Below are 18933 nucleotides of genomic sequence, written 5' to 3'. Positions count from 1 at the left end.
GGTGGTTGCTGGGGCTGCTGCGGCATGGGCAGCGGCTCCAGGCGGAGCGGCGTGCCAGGGTGGACCTTCAGGCGCGGCAGCAGCGACAGGAAGCGCTGGGGGATGGTGGCGCCCCGGGCCTCGTCGCGAGAGGCGAGCACCAGCAGGTAATCGCGCGCGCGACTGGCGGCCACGTTGAGCATGGGCACCAGCGTGTGCGGAGGAAAGGGACGGCCTCCGGCCACGGTGTCCACCAGCACGACGTCGTACTGGGTGCCCTGCTGGCGGTGGATGGTGGACGCGCTGAAGGCGTCACCGCGAAACCCGGCGGACGTGCCCAGCCTGCGCAGGAGCGCGGCCTGGGCGCGGTAGGGCGTGACACACAGGACGCTGAGGCCCGCGCGCACGGCCTCACGGGCAAGCGACACGGCCAGCTCTGCGGACAGCTCTCGCTGGTAGCCGGAGCCTGTCTCGCCCCGGCCATGGGTGAGGCGCTTCGGATCTCGACTGAGGCCGTCGAGCACCACCCAGCCGGCGCGCGTGGCGGCGAACGCGGGCACGGGCGGGGCCTTCTGCGCGCGGGCCTTGACGATGTCACCGTCCTCCAGCGCGCCGCCGTAGCAGAAGTGGCTCACGACGCGGGCAATGTCCGGGTGCATGCGGTGCTGGGTGCGCAGCAGCAGGACGTCCGCCCGCGCGGCGTCCTTCACCGCGTCCTCCAGGTGGGACAGGCCGCTGGCGCGCAGCCACTTCTGGGTGCCGCGTCCGGCGCCCTCGGCGGCGCGAGACACGGGGCCAATCTGCTTGGGGTCTCCGGCGAGCGTCACGCGCTCGGCGAGCGGCGCCATCAGCGCGGTGGCGGCGCGAGTCACCATGCCGGCCTCGTCCACTACCAGTCGCGCGAAGGTGCTCTTGCCTTCCAGCTCCGACACCAGACGCAGGGCGCGGTGCACGGTGAGGACCATGAGCGGGCAGTCGCCCTTCTCCGCTTCCTTGAGCGTGGGGTCCTTCATCTTCCCGCGCAGGCCGCGCAGCTCCGCCTGGAGTTTGGCGAGTTCGTGCGCGGGGCCGCCTCGGACACGTTGGAGGTACAGCTCGCGCTCGCGCTCCTCGATGCTCGCGCGCAGCTTGCCGCCCTTGGTGTCCTCGAGTGTGACGGTGGGAAGCTTCGCCAGCGCGTCACTGGCGCCGGTGCCACCCCGGAAGATGCTGCGCGCCAGGGGGCGCAGGGGGATGGGCTCGCGCTCCAGGAGCGCGCTGACGCGAAGGACCAGTTCGTCCGCCGCGCGGTTGGTGGGAGCGACGGCGAGGATGCGCTCCCCGGGGAAGGCGCGCAGGGCGCGGGCGATGAGGTCCGCGATGGCCGTCGTCTTGCCGGTGCCGGGAGGGCCCCAGATGCAGCCCCAGGGCTGGGCCCACAGGCGGTCGGCGGGCATCAACTCCGCGTGCTGGGCGCGAACCTCCGTGGCGGGCTCTTCGCCGCTGGCGCGACGCAGGGCCTGGGTGAGCGCGGGCTGTCGCTCCTCGTAGGCCGAGGCGGCCGTGCAAAGCGCCTCCGCGAAGTCATAGGGCCGGTAGCACCAGCGCTCGGCGGAGAGGGCGCGGCGGTCCACGTCATCGCCGTGCTCGGGAGCGGCGAAGACTCGGCCGGACTCGAAGTCGAGGTGGACGACGTCGCCGCCGAAGACGCACTCCTCGCCCAGGAAGCCGAGCAGGGAGCCACCGGACCAGTCCGGGTCGGCGGCGGGCACGGGGACCAGGGAGATGACACTCGGGCCCTGGAGGCTGACCTGACGGACGTCTTGCAGCAGCTTCGCGCGGTATTGGCTGCGCTCGGACAGGAGCGCGTCGCTCAGGTCATCGGGGAGATAGGCGGGAGGGCGCCAGGCCTCGCGGCGTTTGCCGGTCGCCACGGCGGCCTGCATGACCTCGCGCTCGGACGTGGTGACGTCGGTGGGCGCGGCCACATCGCGGGCGGGCGGCTCATCGGGTGTCGAGGACTCGGCGAGAGGCGCGGCGGGCTTCGGGCTCCGGCCTTTCGAGCGGGAAAGGGCCAGCAACGGATTGGGCGACCGGGGGATGTCCTCCGTCGGGTCCAGGACGGAGGCGGGAGTCGAGGATACGTCGTCGGTCGGGTCCGCGTGTGGGAGCTGTCGCGTAGACGCACTGGAACGCGAGGACGGTGGCGGGACGGGAGCATCGTCGTACTCGACGTGAAGCTCTCGGACGGAGTCTCCCTCTTGCGGCGCGGGGCGCCCTTCGGAGACTTCGTTGTGCGTCCGGTGCGTCATGGCGGCGGGCCCGAGCCCTTCGGCCAGGCCGGGTACGGGCGCGCGAAGGTAGGGGACAGGTGGATCCCCGTCAACGCATCCACGCCCCCACATCCCTGGCGTCAGTCGAGGAAGCGCCGCCACCAGCGACGGACTTCCTCCTCGGAGTACGCCGGTTCGGAGTCATACCCGCTCCAGACCGTTGCATGCCTCGGATGGAACTCCTCCAGACAGGGCTCCAGGACCCGCGCCAGCTCACGGTAGGCAGGGAGGTTGTCACCAAGAGAGAGGTCTCCGGCTTCGGGCCACGCACCGAGCGTCACCACGGCAGAACCCGAAGTGCCCACGTCTTGAACGGTGGTCCCCGGTGAATGGAGTCGGGCTCGCAAGCTCGCCTGGCCTCCCAGGGACTCGAGCAGCGAGGGGCCCAAGAAGTTCAGCCAGTGGACGCCATCGACCCGGTCGCCCAAGTGCCAGTGAGTCAGGACTCCTGGCACATCCACTCCGGGGTAGCGGGCGAGTTCCTCCTTCAGTCGAGGAAGGGCGTGCCAGCTGGCCGTATGGAGAGCCAGCGCAAGCCCCGCATGGCCGGAGGAGAGCGGCAATCCAGCGGCCATCTCCATGGCCAGTTCTCGCACGTGCCCGGGGCCATGGGCCTCGACGTACTCGGTGGGAAGCGTGGCCCTCAGGAGACTGGCGCCTGTCCTGGAAGGCTCTCGAGAGGGAAGGCGCGCCTGATACCAGAACAGATACCCGTTGTCGTCAGACTGGTCTCCGCCAGTCAGGAGCACAGAGCGGTCTGTCTGTGTCTTGGACATCTGCCGGTAAAACGGATCGGTCTCGGGGACGTCTTCGAAAAACCACCTCGAAGGGCTCGGACGTAGCGAGGCCCGAACGATTTCCCATTCCTCGGAATTGAGGCGAATGGATTCACCATCCTCCCATGACTGGGTCAGTCCTGCGGGGCCCTCCCCCACGGCTCGCCGATAGACTCCGAGAGCATGTTCGATACCAGCAGCGAGTTCCTGATGGTCATGTGGCATGTAATACACGATGCGCAGCACATCCCGAACCACCAGTCGCTCGCCATCAGGACGGTTGGCGAAACGGCGGATGCGCGGGAAGCGCTCACTCTGGGCTGACATGGCTGACCCCAAGTTGAGGTGTGACGATCGACGGAGAGCAAGGCCGCCCTAGATCTTTGTACTTGCTCAATTGATCCAGTGTGCCGTCGTTCGCAAGGGGATTGCTCTTGCTGGCAGTCGTGCATGGAAACTTGAAGTCGTAAACACACTGGACCCGGTTGGGATCTTTAGAGAAGTGGACCACGATGTCTGGCTTGAGCGACTTCGCCCAAACCTGGGTGAGGACATACCGTCCCGTCTCCGGGTCTAGCCGATAGCGCGGCTCCACGGAGATATTGTCGGGGAAGAGCCGCACCAGCTCTCGCCTCACGCACGCAAAAGCCACCTCGTGCTTCAGTATTCCCAAATCCATGCGGCGCCTGACCTTATTGCCCTTTCCATCGTATCGGACCACGCGTTCACACTCCGCATCATCGGGCCGCTTCCCAAGCCCGTATTCGCGTTCATTGACCTCTCGGTCCGCCTCCTTCGCACACTGGACCAGGAGTTGTTCCACGCGCGCCAGCTCGGCGGACTCCAGCACTCGAAACGCCGCACCGACAGCCCGAGCCACCCCCACCACACGCGGGAGCGTGGGCATGATGGCCTCACTCCCACGTTGCGTGTAGCAGGCGGGGTTCTTCCCACAAGCGTTCGTGGCTGAATCCACGGTCTGCTCGTAACGAGCGGGAGTCCCCGGACTCGACCCACCCGGCGCCGTCGTCGCACATGACACCGGCAGCAGAAACCCCAGGACCCACCACCTCACCACCGCCAGGAAGCCCATCCGCTTTGACGGTATAATCATGAATTACAGGATACTGCCTCCAGGGCCCCTCAGGCCGGCCAGTCACCCACGGGCCAGGAAGGCGAGGTGGGCACGAGGCCCTGCTGGGTGTACACCCCCGCTCCGCCCTGTTTGCTTCGTGGCTCAGGGGGTGTTTAGGAGAGACGCCCCCGAAGCAGCCCGCCCCACCGCTATGGCCCTTCCGACTCGCTACGCCCATCCCTTCCTGCCCATCACCCGTGCCGACATGCAGGCGCGTGGCTGGGAGCAGTGCGACATCATCATCGTGACGGGAGACGCGTACGTGGACCACCCGGCCTTCGGCCCGGTGCTCATCGCCCGCTTCCTGGAGGGCCGGGGCTTCAAGGTGGGCATCATCCCCCAGCCTGACTGGCACTCGGCCGAGCCCTTCAAGGCGCTGGGGCCTCCGCGCATGTTCTTCGGGGTCGCCGCCGGCAACCTCGACTCCATGCTCAACCGGCTCACGGCGCAGAAGAAGAACCGCTCCGAGGACCAGTACAGCCCCGGAGGCCGCACCAACTGCCGCCCGGACCGCGCCACCATCGTCTACGCCCAGCGCTGCCGCGAGGCCTACCCCGACGTCCCCATCGTCCTCGGCGGCATCGAGGCCAGCCTCCGCCGCATCGCCCACTTCGACTACTGGAGCGAGAAGGTCCGCCGCTCCATCCTCTTCGACGCCAAGGCGGACCTGCTCGTCTTCGGCATGGGCGAGCGCCCCATCATGGAAGTCGCCGACCGCATGAGGAACGGCGAGCGCATCGAGGACATCCGCGACGTGCGCGGCACCGCGTACCTCATCAGCGACGAGCAGATGCGCGTCCACGAGGCCGACCCGGCCAAACGCGCCGCGGACCGCAAGACGGTCGTCCTGCCGCCCTACGAGTCCGTCGTCACCGACAAGCAGGCCTTCGCGGTGATGAGCCGCGACTTCCAGATGGAGACCAACCCGGGCAACGCGCGCCCCCTCGCGCAGCGCCACGGCAACCGCGCCATCTTCATGAACGCGCCCGCGCTCCCGCTGGAGGACGGCGTGGGCAACCCCGCCACCGGTGAGAAGACCGTGGCGATGGACGAGCTGTACGACCTGCCCTTCAACCGCGTCCCCCACCCCCTCTACAAGAACGAGGGCATCCCCGCGTACGAGACGGTGAAGCACTCCATCGTCCTCATGCGCGGCTGCTTCGGCGGCTGCACCTTCTGCTCGATTACCGAACACGAAGGCCGCGTCATCCAGAGCCGCTCCGCGGAGAGCGTGCTGCGCGAGGTCCGCGCGCTGCGACGCATGGGCGACTTCCGAGGCACCATCACCGACCTCGGCGGCCCCACCGCCAACATGTACAAGCTCAAGTGCAAGAGCGAGGACATCGAGAAGCGCTGCCGCAAGCTGTCCTGTGTCCATCCGGGCGTGTGCGAGAACCTCCAGACGGACCACGGCCCGCTCATCAGCCTGATGAAGGACGTGCGCGAGGAGGAAGGCGTCAAGCATGTCTTCATCGCCAGCGGCGTCCGCTACGACCTGGCCGAGCGCTCGCCGGAGTACGTGAAGGAGCTGGCGGCGCACCACGTGGGCGGACAGCTCTCCGTCGCGCCCGAGCACGTCTCGCCGCGCGTCCTGGAGAAGATGAAGAAGCCCGGCATCGAGAGCTTCGAGCGCTTCCAGGCCATGTTCGCCTGCGCCAGCGAAGAGGCCGGCAAGGAGCAGTACGACATCCCCTACTTCATCAGCGGCCACCCCGGCTCCACGCTGGAAGACATGGTGGATTTGGCGCTGTGGCTGAAGAAGAACGGGAAGCGGCCGCGTCAGGTGCAGGACTTCATCCCCACCCCCATGGCCATGGCCACCGCCATGTACTTCACCGGCATCGACCCGCTGAAGATGGAGCCCGTCTACACGGCCCAGGGTCTGCGCGAGAAGCGGCTGCAGAAGGCGCTCCTGCTCTACTGGAACCCGGAGCACTGGCCGCTGGCGCGCGAGGCGCTGAGGCAGGCAGGCCGCTCGGACCTCATCGGCCGAGGCCCGCAGGCGCTCGTCCCTCCGGAGACGCCCGCCGAGGCCGCTCGACGTCAGCGCACCGAGGCACGCGACGCCGACGACGCACCGCGCGACACGCAGGCCCCCGCCGCGCAGCCTCGTTCCGGGGGGGCCCGGGGCCCGGGACGCCAGGGCTCGCGACCGCGCTGAGGAAAGTGACAGGGATTGCGCGGGGCTTTGAATAAACCGCGCGGCGTTGCGTCGGGGGGCCACATGCTCCCCTTCCTCGCCCTGCTGCTGCTGGCCTCCGCGCCGCCCACGCCCCGCGTCGAGCTGCCACCGCCACCTCCACCACCTCAGCCCACCCCTGAATGCATCAGCTCCCAGGGGCGCACGGTGTGCGGCTTTCAATGCAAGACGAGCGTCTCCGACATCGACTGCGCCCAGACTCCCTACGGGACGTGCGAGGTCACCAATGGAGGCGTCTACTGTTGGGACCCGCCACGGGTGGCCATCCAGCACCCACCCCTCACTTCCGTGAGCCCCGAGTGCAAGTCCATCCGGGGCAAGGTGGCCTGCGGCTTCAACTGCCGCCTGTTCAACGGCGAGGTGGCCTGCAACGACACGCCCTACGGTGTCTGCAGCACCCACTTCGGGAAGCTCGTCTGCTGGGACCCGCCGGAGAGCGTCATCCACGAGTACGCCGCCGAGACGCCCAGGCCCCGTTGCGTCAATGCGTCGGAGGCCGTGGCCTGCGGCTTCGATTGCAAGGCCACCCGCACGGAGGTGCGCTGCGCCAGCACGCCTCGGGGCGTGTGCAGGCTGGTCGACCAGAAGTTCACCTGCTTCGACCCGCCGTCGCTCCTGCACTGCGACCACAGCCAGCCGCCACGACCCGCACGCGCCCGCGCGCGCTGAAGCCCGTCACTCCACTGTGCTGGAAACCCCCCTGTGTCAGGGAAGAAGTCGCCTCGGCTGACGTGCCGAGCTGACCACCCGATGGGGGCGAGAGCAGGCGGTTGAAGTGCCGTACACAGACGCATTCAAGGCACAGATGGTGAAGCGGATGATGGGCCCGAGCGCGGTGAATGCCTCGACACTGGCCCGGCAGGTGGGAGTGTCCCAACCAACGTTGTCGCAGTGGTTGCGAGCGGCGAATAGGGTAGCGGCCATGACGCCCCCGTCCGAAGAGAAGAAGCCCGCGCCCTCCCCCGTGCCGAAGAAGTGGACACCCGAGGAGAAGCTGCGCGTGCTGGCGGCGGCCCAGGAACTCAAAGGCGAGGAGTTGGGGGCGTTGCTGCGTGGAGAGGGGCTGCACGAAGCGCAGCTGCGGGAGTGGCAGCAGGCTGCCGCGGGTGCACTCTCAGGCACGGCGAGTGAGCCGCTGCCAGTCAAGGAGCGCAAGCGCCTGGCCGCCGCCGAGAAGCGGGTGAAGGAGCTCGAGCGGGAACTGCACCGCAAGGAGAAGGCGCTGGCGGAGACGGCGGCGCTGCTGGTGCTCGAAAAAAAACTTCAGGCGATGGGGTGGGACGAGAGGCACCTGGCAGACGAGGACGACGCAGCGGACGAGAAGAGCGAGAAGTGACGCTCGCCCACGTCGACGAGGCCTTGGAGAGGGGCGTGCGCTTGGAGGCCATTTGCGAGCGGCTCGGGGTAGCCCCGCGCACGATTCAACGCTGGAGGAAGCCCGCTACGGCTGAGGACCGGCGGTGCGGACCTCGTACCCGGCCAGCCAACCGGCTGTCCGAGGTGGAGCGGCGCCGAATCCTGGCGGTGGCCAACAGCGAGGAGTTCCGGGACGCCTCGCCCAAGCAGATTGTCCCCAGGCTGGCGGACCGGGGCGAGTACGTGGCCAGCGAGGCGAGTTTCTACCGAGTGCTGCGCGAAGCGGGCCAGTTGGCCCACCGAGGCCACGCCAAGGCGCCCACGCCCAGGCCCCGGGCCGAGCACACCGCCACCGGACCGAACCAGGTCTGGAGTTGGGACATCACCTACCTGAAGGGCCCGGTGAAGGGCGCCTTCCTCTACCTGTACCTGGTGGTGGACGTCTTCAGCCGGCGCATCATGGGCTTCGCGGTGCACGAGGAGGAGTCGTCCACGCATGCCTCGGTCCTCATCCGCCGCTCTTGGCAGGAGGCGGGCTGCCCCGAGGGACTGGTGCTGCATTCGGACAACGGTGGCCCCATGAAGGGCGCCACGCTGCTGGCTACCTTGCAATGGATGGGCGTCACCCCGTCCTTCAGCCGGCCCCGCGTCTCGGACGACAATGCCTTCTCCGAGGCCCTCTTCCGCACGCTGAAGTACCGCCCCAGCTTCCCCCGGCGGCCCTTTGCCTCCGTCGAGGATGCGCACGACTGGGTGACGCGCTTCGTGGATTGGTACAACACGGAGCACCGACACTCCGCCATCCGCTTCGTCACGCCTGACGACAGGCACTTCGGTCGCGAGGCCATGCTGCTGACTCGACGCCACCAGGTGTACCAGCGCGCCCGAGCCCGTCACCCCGAGCGCTGGAGCCGCGTCACGCGCAACTGGACGCCAGCAGGCCCCGTCCGTCTCGGCCCCGGCCCCTCTCCGAACCTCTCCCCGGCCGTGCAGGAGATGAAGCGCATCGGCTGAACCCTCTCACGCGACATCTACCTTGACGCTCACCGAAACGACCCTTTGTGACGAGGGGAAGTATCCTTCTGGGTCGCCGGTTCGTCTGACGGGGATGACAATCCAGGAACCCAGCAATCGTCGCCTTTTTGTCTCCATGATCGTCTCGCTCGACGGGTTCATCGCGGACCCCGACGGGCGGCTCGATTGGTTCGAGGACGGCAATCCTCAGTTCGAGCAGTACTGCGAAGAGATGATCGACTCGGTCGGCCTGGCGCTGTACGGACGGCGCTCGTACGAGGAGATGCTGGCCTACTGGCCGAACGCGGAGCTCAACCCCCGTTCTCCCCAGGACCTCGTATTCGCCCGCAAGATGAACGCGCTGCCGAAGGTCGTTCTGTCGCGGACGCTCGAGCATGCCGCATGGAACAACACCCGCATCATCAAGGAGCGCATCGCCGAGGAAATCACCGAGCTGAAGCGTCAACCCGGCAAGCCGATTGTGGCGTGGGCCGGCGCGGGGCTCGTCTCGACCCTCACCCGGCTTCGACTCGTCGATGAGTATCGGCTCATCATCCATCCGGTGCTCCTCGGGCGAGGCACACCGCTCTTCAAGGACATCGAAGCCCGACAGAAGCTGAAGCTGGTCCGAACGACCCAGCTCGGTCAGGGCCTGGTGGTCCTCTGCTATGAACCGATGACACCGTGAGCAAGTCGCCCCCCGAAATCAACGCGCTGAGCGACGAGGTGAAGTCGTCCTGGCATCGGTTCCTCGACGTCTTCGAGCCGATGCGTCCCGAGCTCTTTCGCTACTGCCGCCACCTCACACGCAGCCCGTGGGACGCGGAGGACCTGGTTCAGGACACCCTCGCGAGAGCGTTCGTGACGCTCGGGACGGTGTTCATGGCGCTTCCAAATCCACGCGCGTGGATCTTCCGGGTGGCCTCGAACCTCTGGGTGGACCGCATGCGGCGCATGCGCCTCGAGCTCACCTTCGAGGCGCCCGTGGATTCAGCGACGGAGCCGGACCCTCGGGCACCACGCGAGGCCGCTGGCTCCTTGCTGGTGCGGCTGTCTCCCCAGGAGCGGGCCGCGGTGGTCCTCAAGGATGTGTTCGACTTCTCGCTCCAGGAAATCGCGGACGCACTCTCGACGACGGTGGGCGCGGTGAAGTCCGCGCTCCATCGGGGGCGGGGCCTGTTGGCGGTGCCCGAGGAGCCCATGACTCGAGCACCCGCGCCCGCGGTGCTGGACGCGTTCTGTGCGGCGTTCAATGCCCGGAACCTGGAGCGACTGACCGACCTCCTGCTCGACAGCGCCAGCGTGGAAATCGTCGGCGTCGTCACCGAGTACGGCCAGGACGCACCGAAGAATCCGGACACCGGGTCTTTCGCCGGAACGCTCGCGCCCATCACCTTCGACGAGCGGGGAGGCGTCCCCCCCCATCTGCTCGAAGGGTACCTGTCGACCAGCCCTCGCTGCGAAGTCCGCGCGTATCGCGGCTCGCCCATTCTGGTCTTCTGGTACGAGCACGAAGAGGGCCCCCTGGTTCGCACCGTGATGGCCGTGGAGACGGACGGCGAGCGCATCGTCCGGGTGCGCAACTACTTCTTCACCCCGGATGTCATCGCCGAGCTGTGCATGGAGCTGGGCGTGCCCTACCGGGTCAACGGCTATCGCTACTGGGTGGATGGCCGGTAGGAGCCGAGGAAGGTCCGTCCAGAGGGGGAAGGGCCCCCACGGCACGTGAACGGACCCGCCTGGCATTCAGGCGGAACGTGGGGGTGCAGCCCACGTCATGCCGTTGTGGCACCATGGTGAGGCGTGGGCTCACGCGCCTTTCGACGAGCCCCGCGAGCCCTCCAGCGCTTCCGCATGAGCACCCCACCCCTGTCCTGGCCAAGAGTCCTCGCGAGCTTCGCGAGCGTGGGGCTGTGCCTCCTGCTCTGCTGTGCCCGCGCCCCCGCGCCCCCGCTGGGACACGAGGTCTACGTGTGGCAGCGGGACTGGAGCCCGGAGCTCGGGCACGCGCTCACGCAACTGCCCTCGGAGCTGGGCGCCCTGCGAATCCTCGCGCGGGAGCGCTCCGGGGCCACGCGGGTCCCCGTGACAGTGGCGGTGGACGTGCCGGCCCTGGCGAAGACGGGGCGCGAGGTGGTCGCCGTCCTCCGCGTGGACGGGACGGCGCCGCTCGACGGCGTGTCGCTCCAGGAAGTGGCGACGCTCGCCCGCGACTGGAAGGCGCGCGGCGTGCGAGTCCGAGGCGTGGAGGTGGACCACGACTGCGCGACCTCTTCCCTGCCCGCCTACGCGGACTGGCTCGCGCGTGAGCGGAGCGGGCTCGGAGACCTCTCGCTCTCCATCACCGCGCTGCCCACCTGGGCGAACTCGCCCGCCCTGGAGCGCCTGACGTCCATCCCCGACGACATCGTCGTCCAGGTGCATGCCGTGCGCGCCCCTTCCCTCTTCGCCCCCGAGGAGGCCCGCGGCTTCATCGAGGCGTGGGCCAAGGCCTCGCCCCATCCCTTCCGGATTGCCCTGCCCACCTACCGCGCGCGGCTTCGCGACGGACGGCTCCTGACGTCCGAGCCCCACGAGGTGTCGCGCCTGCTCACCCAACTGCGGGAGCACCCGGTGAAGGGCATGAAGGGCATCGTCTGGTTCCGGCTCGGACACGCGGGCGACGCGGAGTCCTGGAGCCTGAGCACGCTATCGGCGGTGGTGCGCGGCGAGAAGCTCACGCCCCGACTGGAGCCCCGGCTGGTGGACGCGGGAGGCGGCACGCTCGACATCGTCCTCGAGAACACCGGCCGCGTGGACACCGAGGCGCCCGCGCGCCTCACCCTTTCTGGAAACCTGGAGGTCCTCGACGGCGTGGGCGGCTATGCCCCGCGAGGGACCTCACTCGTGGCGCGCACGCCTCCCCGCCTGCGCGCTGGCGAACGACGCGTCATCGGCTTCGTGCGGGGAACCGAGGTGTCACTTGTGGCTCCGTAGTCTGCTGGCCTCCCTGCTCGTCCTCATGCTGCTCGCGCCGGTGCGCTCGGCCGATGCCTGCGGACCCGACTTTCCCCATCGACTCCTCGTGGACCGCGCGGGCACCCTCGGCGAGCTGCCAGACGGCGCCTTCTCGCTCGAGGCCACACGACTGGCTCCCAAGCCCCTGGAGTCGTTCCGGGTGATGGAGGGTGGAGACGAGCCCGTCGATGCACGCACAGGCGGCGGGGCACGGGAGACGGAGCTGTACGAGGCGGGCGCCAGGGCCTTCACAAGCGGAGATGCGCAGACGGCGCGCGCCCGCTTCAACGACGTGCTCGCGCTGCCGGCCGGGGAGCGCCGCCACTACTCCACCTTCGCCGCCTTCATGCTGGGCCGCAACGCGGGCGCGGGCTTCGAGCAGGACGCGCAGCACGGCTTCGAGCGCACGCGGCAACTCGCGCGCGAGGGCTTCGACGACCCGCTGGGCCTCGCGGTCGCCAGCCTGGGCGAGCAGGCGCGCGGCCTGCTCCGGGCGGGAGACGATGCTGGCGCCATCCGGCTGTACGCGGAGCAGGCCGCTCATGGGAGCGGAGGCGCGGTGACCTCGCTGCTCATGGTCGCACGCGCGCTCGCCCGCGATGAGGCCCGGCTCCACGCCGCGCTGAAGGACCCGCTGGCGCAGCGGCTCATGACCACCTTCGTGTGGACGCGTGGCCAGGAGTGGTACTGGTCCGAGGACCCATCGGGCGGTGGCCTCGCCGCCGTGCTGGAAGCGCTCGCGTCGGTGCAGGGGCTGGCGGGAGCGGACCGGTTGGCGGCGGGAGCCTGGCGCGCGGGTCGGTTCGACCTGGCCGAGCGTTTCGCCCAGCACGGGCAGACCCCGCTGGCGGCGTGGGTGAAGGGCAAGCTGGCGCTGCGCCGGGGAGACCCGTCGTCCGCGGAGGTCTATCTGTCGGAGGCCGCGCGCGGGCTCCCGGCGTCGGAGGACTGGGTGGGCGAGGGAATGGTGCCGCGCCGTCCCCTCTGCCGCGTGGAGGGAGAGCGCGGGGTGCTCGCGCTCGCGCGAGGTGACTTCTTCCAGGCCGCCGAGCGGATGCTGGCGAGCTGCTCCTGGCCAGACCTGGCCTATGTGACGGAGCGGGTGCTGTCCGTGGACGAACTCCAGCGCTTCGTCGCGGCCCACCCGCCCTCCGGGGAGGAGCGCTGCAAGCCCGAGGTGGGGCAACTCTGGTACGACGATGACGTCGGCGAAGGGGCGGACCTGTCTCAGCGGCTGCGCCTGCTGCTCGCGCGGCGCCTGCTGCGCACCGGGCGCGCCGATGAAGCGCTGGAGCACTTCCAGGGCACGCAGTGGGAAGGGCCCGCGCGCCAGTACGCCGACGCGCTGAAGCAGAGCACCCAGGCCCACGACGCCGTGACTCAGGCGGAGGCGCTGTTCACGGCGGCGAAGCTCGCTCGCGGCCTGGGCCTGGAGATGTTGGGCACGGAGGTCGCCCCGGACTGGGGCTGGGTGGATGGAAACTACGACCTGGGCACCTACGAGGAACAAGAAGAGCTCTCAGCCGGGGCGGAGCAGTCCCGGGAGGCCCTGTCCGGAACACCGCTCCTCGGAGTGCCGGAGCAGCAGCGTGTGCAATCGCATGCGCCCCCGTATCCGTGGCGCTTCCACTATCGCTCCACGGCGGCGGACCTCGCCCAGCGGGGCGCGGCGCTCCTTCCTCCGCGCAGCCAGGCGTACGCGATGATGCTCTGCCACGCTGCGCGCTACGTCTCCAGCAGCGAGCCAGAACGCGTCCAGCGGCTGTGGCAGACGTACCTGAAAGTGGGCGCCGCCATCGACGAGCCCTGGTGGTCCTTCGGGCACTCCTGTCCCGAGCCGGACTTCGAGAAGGTCCGCGCCCAGCAAGCCCAACAGGCGCTGGGCAAGCGCCAACGACTGATGATGTTGGGCGGCGCGCTGCTCTTCCCGGCGGTGCTCGGCGCCGCCTTCTACCTGCGCCGCAAGCGCCGCGCGACGAGCCCCTGAAGCCCGTGGGGCCCGAGCCTCAGCGCCGCCGGAGGATGGCGCGCGCCGGGGCGCCGTCGCCTCCCGCGATTCGCAGAGGCAGGCAGACGAGGTCGTACGTGCCCGCGCTCACCGAGGACAGGTCCAACCCCTCGATGATGCAGACCCCCGCGCCCAGCAGTGCCTGGTGGGTGGGCACGCCCTCTTCCGGACTGCCGATGGAGAGGTAGTCGATGCCCACCGTGCGAACACTCCGCTCCGCCAGGTAGCGCGCGCCTTCCAGGGACAGGTACACGAAGTCCGGCAGGAATCGCTGCGCGGCCCAGCCCCGCGAGGAGTTGGCCGTCTTGAAGAGGACGCGCTCTCCGGGCTGGACCGCGTGCGCCTTCAGCTCATCCACGCGGATGGCGCGGGGGTCTCGAATCTCCAGCACCCGGGCCACACCGAGGAGGCTGTCGAAGGCCAGCGCGTCCACGCCCTCCGCGCCCTGGACGAAGTGCGCGGGCGCATCGACGTGCGTGCCGGTGTGCGCCCCCAGGGACAGGTGGGAGACGGTGGCGTCGTCTCCACGCTCCAGGGCCTGCACCCGGGTGATGCGGACCTCCGGGTTGTCCGGCCAGTGCACCATCCCGTCCCGCAGGGGCACGGAGATGTCCACCCACGTGGCGGACTCACGGGAGGGCACGTTCGTCTCGGCAGCGGTCTCCATGAGGCTCCAGGGTGGACACGAAGCGCCCTGCTGGCGCCCAGGGCTGGCAGGCACACGGGCCGTCTCGCCCGCCGAGGGACCAGGAGAGTCACCGCCCCCGCGTCCACCCGACCACCTTTCCTCCCGGGACAGCGTCGGCTAGGTTGCGCCGCCTTTCATTTCCAAGGGTTGAAGGAGTTTTGATTATGCCGAGGACTTCCCAGGAGCAGACCCAGGAGCGCCACGCGTTCCTGCTCACCCTCTTCCGCCAGCAACCGGACATCAGCAGCAAGGATGCGCTGGAGTCCTTCAAGACGAAGTTCGGGGCGACCATCAACCTGAAGACCTTCAACCAGCTGCGCGCGGAGGCCGAGGAGGAGGTCGCTTCCACTCCGGTCGCGGAGGAGCCTGAGGTCGAGGTCGAGAGCGCGCCGGAGACCGTGGTGGAGGACGCCGCCGCCCAGCTCAAGGCCGCCGCGACGCCGGAGGCGCTCAACGGCGCCGCCCCCGCGAAGAAGCCCAAGGCCAAGGGCACCGGCTCGAAGAACGTCTTCGTGGACGCGCCCAAGGAGCACCTGACCTTCCTGGAGAGCATCGTGCAGCAGCTCCAGGAGGCCGGTGCCGCCAACGTGCGCATCGACCACTCCACGGACCGCTGGATGGTCCTCGTGGTGGACCCGAAGTAGTTCGCCGTCCGCCGGACTCCACGCCTTCGAGTGGAGTCCGGCCCCGCGCCCGCGCTCAGCGGCGCAGCAGGGCCAGCGCGCGCTGGAAGTCCTCGGGCAGCTCCGCCTGGACTCGCACGGGCTGACCCGTCAAGAGACTCGGCAGCTCCAGGCTGAACGCATGGAGTGCCTGACGCCCCAGCGCCTTCGCTGCGGGATGCTCGCGCGCGGCCTCCGTCCCGTAGAGCGTATCGCCGAGCACCGGGAAGCCCGCCTCGGAGAGCTGCACGCGAATCTGGTGCGTGCGCCCCGTGTCCAGGTCCACCTCCAGCAGCGCCGCTCCGTCCAGCCGCTCGCGCACCTCGAACGACAGCGCCGCCCGCCGCGCGGAGGGCACCTTCGTGGTGAAGCGGCGCGGGTCCTGGGGATTGCGCGCATAGGGCCCCTCCAGGCGTCCGTGCTCCGGAGGCTGGCCCAGCACGAGCGTCCAGTAGCGCTTGTCCACCTGCTTCTCCTGGAAGGCGAGCAGGAGCGCCGCCGCCGCCGGGTCCGTGCGGGCGAAGGCCAGACAGCCGCTCGTCTCACGGTCCAGGCGGTGCACCACGCCCGGCAGCGCCTGGCCCTCCACGTCGAAGGGAGGGCGCTGCGCGGCGAGCAGGTCGATGACGGAGGCCGCTCGCCCCTCCGGCTCCACGACGAGGCCCGGCGGCTTGTCCACGATGACCAGCGCCGCGTCGTCGTGGAGCACCGTCAGCGTGGGCCCTTCCACGGAGGAACGCGGCGAGGCGCGCGGCTCCGGCCGCTCGATTTCGAGCTCCTCTCCACCCCACAGCTTCCGCGTGGGCTGACACTTCTTGCCCCGGATGCGCACCCCACCCGCCTCGATGAGGGCCCGGGCACGCTCCAGCGAGAAGCCGGGGACGTGCTTGGAGATGAACCGATCCAGCCGCTCTCCGGCGACCTCGTGGGGGACAGGGACCTTCTGCAGCGCCATGGCCTCACCCCGTCCCTCATGCGGCGCACGGAGTCAATGTGCGCGTGAGCCTGTCCCTGAAGCACCCCTGAAAACACGGGGCGCCCGGCCCTCTACGCTCGACGAGACAATCCTTCACATTGGAAGCGGACATCACGATGCGACGGGATGGGTCGTCCCTGACCGATACACAATGCCATATGTCAGACGTTGACTTTTCAACACGGAGCGTATGACAGTACTTATCCGGGCTCACCGAGGGCCTGCTCAGAGGGGGAGTCATGAATTTTACTCACGGTCGTCGTGCGACCCGTCTCGCCATTCTCGCTACATGCCTGTCTTTGCTACCCGGGTGTCCCTGGGTTATCAAACCTCAACCCAAGCCCAAGACTGTCGAAGAGCAACGTGAGGCCGTCGTCGCGCACTTCGAGAAGCGCACGCCGCACGAGGACTTCGTCGAACTGGACCTGGCGAACGACGACCACTACGAGTACGCGAAGCACCGGCTCCAGGAGGCTGTCGCCGCGCAAGGTGCCGCGGGAGCCAAGGGGCTCGTGGCACAGCAGACGCCTCCCAAGGACTTCTCGCGCGCCCTGAAGACGCTGGACGTCGCCCGGGCGAAGGCCGTGCGCGGAGGTCCGCAGCCGAAGCCCACCGAATGGAACTGCGACCACTTCCTCCACGTGGAGGACTCGCGCACCGCCGGAGGCAAGGGCGCCCAGCAGGCCGACAACGCCCAGGCCCAGGCCCCTCGGCCCACGCTCCAGATTCGCCCCTACGCCACCTGCGCGGGTGGTTCGACCCACGTCTTCACGGACGTCACCGCGTATGAAAGTGACCTGGCGGGCAAGAAGCGGACGGTGCTGTCGACGAGCGCGAACGAGGAGCACAACGACGGCAGGACGTTCGACGACACCACCGTGTCCGTGACTCCGTCGATGGAGGCCAACCGCAAGGTCATCATCGAGTCGATGATGGTGGCGCACAACGACAAGACGGGTGAGGAGCACGTCTCGTTCGCCAGCCTGGAGACGTCGCTGGTGGCCACGCCCCAGACCTTCACGCTGGTCCATCCACACTTCGCGGGCCCGGGGCCTCGGCCGGACATCAACCTCACCACCTGCCAGCTTCGCGGCGGGGCGGACTGCGACTACGCGATGGTGGCCAACGCCGGCGGCACCCTGGCGCCCTTCCCGGCCCAGTCCACGGGGCTCGCGCTGCGCAAGACGGGGGCCCCCTGGACGGGCGACCCCACCGCCTACTTCCCCTTCAAGCCGGGCACCGCCTTCGACTTCACCAACATCTACATTCCCCTGCAGGGCACCTTCGACGCGGGGGCCTCGGCGACGGCGGACTGCACCATCCAGGCGATGAAGAACGGCGCGACGACGACGCGGCTTCGCCTCATCAAGACGGAGTCGGGCGGCACGTGTACGACGTTGGCGGACCTCTCGGACGCCTTCCCGGTGGGCGCGAGGACCAGCACGATTCAGCAGCTGGTCAACGTCTCGCAGAACACCACGGCGTCCGGCGGCGCGGGCTGCACCATGGAGCGCATCGTGAACGAGCCGGTGGTGCTGTCCATGACGCTCTACGGGTTGTCGACGTGTGGCGGCCCGGCGATTCCGCGCATCGTGACCTTCACGAGCACGGCGCTGCCCGCCAACCCCTTCAACCTCAACGTCCTCAACAGCTGCCTGGCGGAGGGCACGCGCATCACGATGGCGGACGGGAAGCTGGCGCCCATCGAGACGCTGCGCGTGGGTGACAAGGTGCGCGCGAACGCGGCCGGCCGGGTGCTCACCGTGCAGGACTTCATCTTCGGGCGTGAGCCCAAGCCGCTGGTCCGGCTGCGCGATGACCAGGGCCACGACGTGCGGCTGACGGAGAAGCACCCGGTGCTGCTGTCCTCGGGCCTGGTGGTCGCGGCGGAGAAGGTCCAGGTGAAGGACACCGTGCGCACGCAGACGGGCACGGCGACCATCACCGCCACCGAGCGCGTGCCGTACGACGGCAAGGTCTACAACCTCAAGCTGGGCACGGCCGAGGAGCTGGAGTCGCTGAGCCCCAACGAGCGGACCATGTTCGCCGACGGGCTGCTCGTGGGCGACGACACCATGCAGCGCGAGCTGGAAGCGCCGCGTCGCGCCTCGGCCACGAAGTGAGGTGAAGCACCGGCACCCGCTGGCCGTCGTGGCTGGCGGGTGTCTTCGTCTCGGCGGCGGGCCGTCCGGAGAGCCCTCCTGCCCGCGCATCATGTCGGGTCGGTCGTGTAGGGTGCGGCCCCATGAGTTCCATCCCACTCGCCGGCGCCTATCGCTACACGCGCAAGGGGATGGGAGTGTTCCACCTGCCCTTGAGCCGGCCGTGGACGTGGGCGCTCACGCACCACGGCATGTGGAGCGTCTTCGTCCACGACGTGGAGCCCGCGCGTCCCGGTGTCCCCGAGCGACGCCACCCGCTCCACCCTCCCGAGGCCGTGCTCGGCTGCTGGCTCGCCCTCTACGCCACCCGTGAGTACGACGAGGAGGCCGTGGAGTGGCTGCGCGGGGCACACGGCCTGGAATGCCCCACCCGCGACGTGCTGCCCGCTGGCGCGTATGTCGCCATGGCCCGGCTCGCGGAGGTGTCCACCGTGGGCAACGACTCCCGCGCCTTTGGACGTGACGCCTGGTGGTGGCCCCCGGGTGCGTCCTGTCGCGGCACCGTGGCGTGGTGGCTGGAGGAAGTGCAGGTCTTCGAGCCGCTCGTGGCGGCCCCTGCCCAGCGCCTCGCTCCCATGGACCCGGAGCTGTTGCCGGAGCTGCGTGAGCGCGTGCGCCTGGCCCGCGACGGCATCTGGCGTCCCGAGGTCTACGCGACACCCGCCCCA

Annotated in this window: 14 protein-coding genes and 1 pseudogene; 10 read left to right on the top strand and 5 right to left on the bottom strand. The window is 69.2% G+C overall.

From position 1 onward, the window contains the following. The 3 genes from HR086_RS30975 to HR086_RS30965 form a co-directional block, all read right to left on the bottom strand. The coding region (locus HR086_RS30975) for a DEAD/DEAH box helicase (protein ID WP_174467439.1) at window positions 1–2270 on the bottom strand (2270 nt) is incomplete at its 3' end. A gap of 101 nt (window positions 2271–2371) precedes the next feature. After that, on the bottom strand, window positions 2372–3313 hold the full coding sequence (locus tag HR086_RS30970; protein WP_217442018.1) for a type VI immunity family protein: 942 nt from the start codon (window positions 3311–3313) through the stop codon (window positions 2372–2374). A gap of 64 nt (window positions 3314–3377) precedes the next feature. Continuing rightward, window positions 3378–3974: a hypothetical protein gene (locus tag HR086_RS30965; protein ID WP_174453206.1), complete on the bottom strand. Its 597-nt coding sequence runs from the start codon at window positions 3972–3974 to the stop codon at window positions 3378–3380. Between the two features lie 379 nt (window positions 3975–4353). Here HR086_RS30965 and HR086_RS30960 point away from each other — a divergent pair, with 379 nt between their 5' ends. The 7 genes and pseudogenes from HR086_RS30960 (at window position 4354) to HR086_RS30925 (ending at window position 13756) form a co-directional block, all read left to right on the top strand. Beyond that, window positions 4354–6363 (top strand): YgiQ family radical SAM protein, encoded by a 2010-nt coding sequence (locus HR086_RS30960; protein ID WP_174453205.1) that lies wholly within the window; start codon window positions 4354–4356, stop codon window positions 6361–6363. Window positions 6364–6426: 63 nt separating this feature from the next. Next, window positions 6427–7071 (top strand): hypothetical protein, encoded by a 645-nt coding sequence (locus HR086_RS30955; RefSeq protein ID WP_174453204.1) that lies wholly within the window; start codon window positions 6427–6429, stop codon window positions 7069–7071. A 106-nt stretch (window positions 7072–7177) separates the two neighbouring features. Then, window positions 7178–8772 (top strand): annotated as a pseudogene (locus tag HR086_RS49825) (IS3 family transposase). Between the two features lie 22 nt (window positions 8773–8794). Beyond that, window positions 8795–9460, top strand: a complete 666-nt coding sequence (locus HR086_RS30940; RefSeq protein ID WP_254626543.1) for a dihydrofolate reductase family protein — start codon at window positions 8795–8797, stop codon at window positions 9458–9460. Continuing rightward, window positions 9457–10452 carry an RNA polymerase sigma factor gene (locus tag HR086_RS30935; RefSeq protein WP_371745480.1) on the top strand — a complete coding sequence of 332 codons (996 nt, stop codon included), beginning with the start codon at window positions 9457–9459 and terminating at the stop codon, window positions 10450–10452. The genes HR086_RS30940 and HR086_RS30935 overlap by 4 nt, the downstream gene beginning before the upstream one ends. Window positions 10453–10626: 174 nt before the next feature. Beyond that, window positions 10627–11748, top strand: a complete 1122-nt coding sequence (locus tag HR086_RS30930) for a DUF3142 domain-containing protein (protein WP_174453203.1) — start codon at window positions 10627–10629, stop codon at window positions 11746–11748. Then, on the top strand, window positions 11735–13756 hold the full coding sequence (locus tag HR086_RS30925) for a hypothetical protein (protein WP_174467436.1): 2022 nt from the start codon (window positions 11735–11737) through the stop codon (window positions 13754–13756). Before HR086_RS30930 ends, HR086_RS30925 begins: the two co-directional genes overlap by 14 nt. Before the next feature lie 19 nt (window positions 13757–13775). Here HR086_RS30925 and HR086_RS30920 read toward each other — a convergent pair whose 3' ends face one another. Continuing rightward, window positions 13776–14444, bottom strand: coding sequence for a cyclase family protein (locus HR086_RS30920; protein ID WP_141645076.1), 669 nt, complete (start codon window positions 14442–14444; stop codon window positions 13776–13778). A gap of 185 nt (window positions 14445–14629) precedes the next feature. Here HR086_RS30920 and HR086_RS30915 point away from each other — a divergent pair, with 185 nt between their 5' ends. After that, window positions 14630–15109, top strand: coding sequence for a hypothetical protein (locus HR086_RS30915; RefSeq protein WP_141645077.1), 480 nt, complete (start codon window positions 14630–14632; stop codon window positions 15107–15109). A 55-nt stretch (window positions 15110–15164) separates the two neighbouring features. Here HR086_RS30915 and HR086_RS30910 read toward each other — a convergent pair whose 3' ends face one another. Then, a complete protein-coding gene (locus tag HR086_RS30910; protein ID WP_174467435.1) occupies window positions 15165–16082 on the bottom strand; it encodes an RluA family pseudouridine synthase in 918 nt (305 codons plus the stop codon). A 320-nt stretch (window positions 16083–16402) separates the two neighbouring features. Here HR086_RS30910 and HR086_RS30905 point away from each other — a divergent pair, with 320 nt between their 5' ends. Continuing rightward, window positions 16403–18226, top strand: a complete 1824-nt coding sequence (locus HR086_RS30905; protein WP_174467434.1) for a Hint domain-containing protein — start codon at window positions 16403–16405, stop codon at window positions 18224–18226. A gap of 122 nt (window positions 18227–18348) precedes the next feature. Further along, the coding region (locus tag HR086_RS30900; RefSeq protein ID WP_174467433.1) for a hypothetical protein at window positions 18349–18933 on the top strand (585 nt) is incomplete at its 3' end.

It is taken from the genome of Myxococcus sp. CA039A (assembly GCF_013336645.1).
In the GTDB taxonomy this organism is placed as follows: Bacteria; Myxococcota; Myxococcia; order Myxococcales; family Myxococcaceae; genus Myxococcus; species Myxococcus llanfairpwllgwyngyllgogerychwyrndrobwllllantysiliogogogochensis.
The sequence above is the reverse complement of the archived record's forward strand: the minus strand, read 5'-3'. Positions and strand labels throughout refer to the sequence as shown.

What these genes read in the sequence shown, in the direction of transcription:
- HR086_RS30960 (WP_174453205.1), top strand. Translation starts at nt 4,354, where the DNA reads ATGGCCCTTCCGACTCGCTACGCCCATCCCTTCCTGCCCATCACCCGT.
- HR086_RS30920 (WP_141645076.1), bottom strand. Translation starts at nt 14,444, where the DNA reads ATGGAGACCGCTGCCGAGACGAACGTGCCCTCCCGTGAGTCCGCCACG.
- HR086_RS30915 (WP_141645077.1), top strand. Translation starts at nt 14,630, where the DNA reads ATGCCGAGGACTTCCCAGGAGCAGACCCAGGAGCGCCACGCGTTCCTG.
- HR086_RS30955 (WP_174453204.1), top strand. Translation starts at nt 6,427, where the DNA reads ATGCTCCCCTTCCTCGCCCTGCTGCTGCTGGCCTCCGCGCCGCCCACG.
- HR086_RS30910 (WP_174467435.1), bottom strand. Translation starts at nt 16,082, where the DNA reads ATGGCGCTGCAGAAGGTCCCTGTCCCCCACGAGGTCGCCGGAGAGCGG.
- HR086_RS30930 (WP_174453203.1), top strand. Translation starts at nt 10,627, where the DNA reads ATGAGCACCCCACCCCTGTCCTGGCCAAGAGTCCTCGCGAGCTTCGCG.
- HR086_RS30965 (WP_174453206.1), bottom strand. Translation starts at nt 3,974, where the DNA reads ATGCCCACGCTCCCGCGTGTGGTGGGGGTGGCTCGGGCTGTCGGTGCG.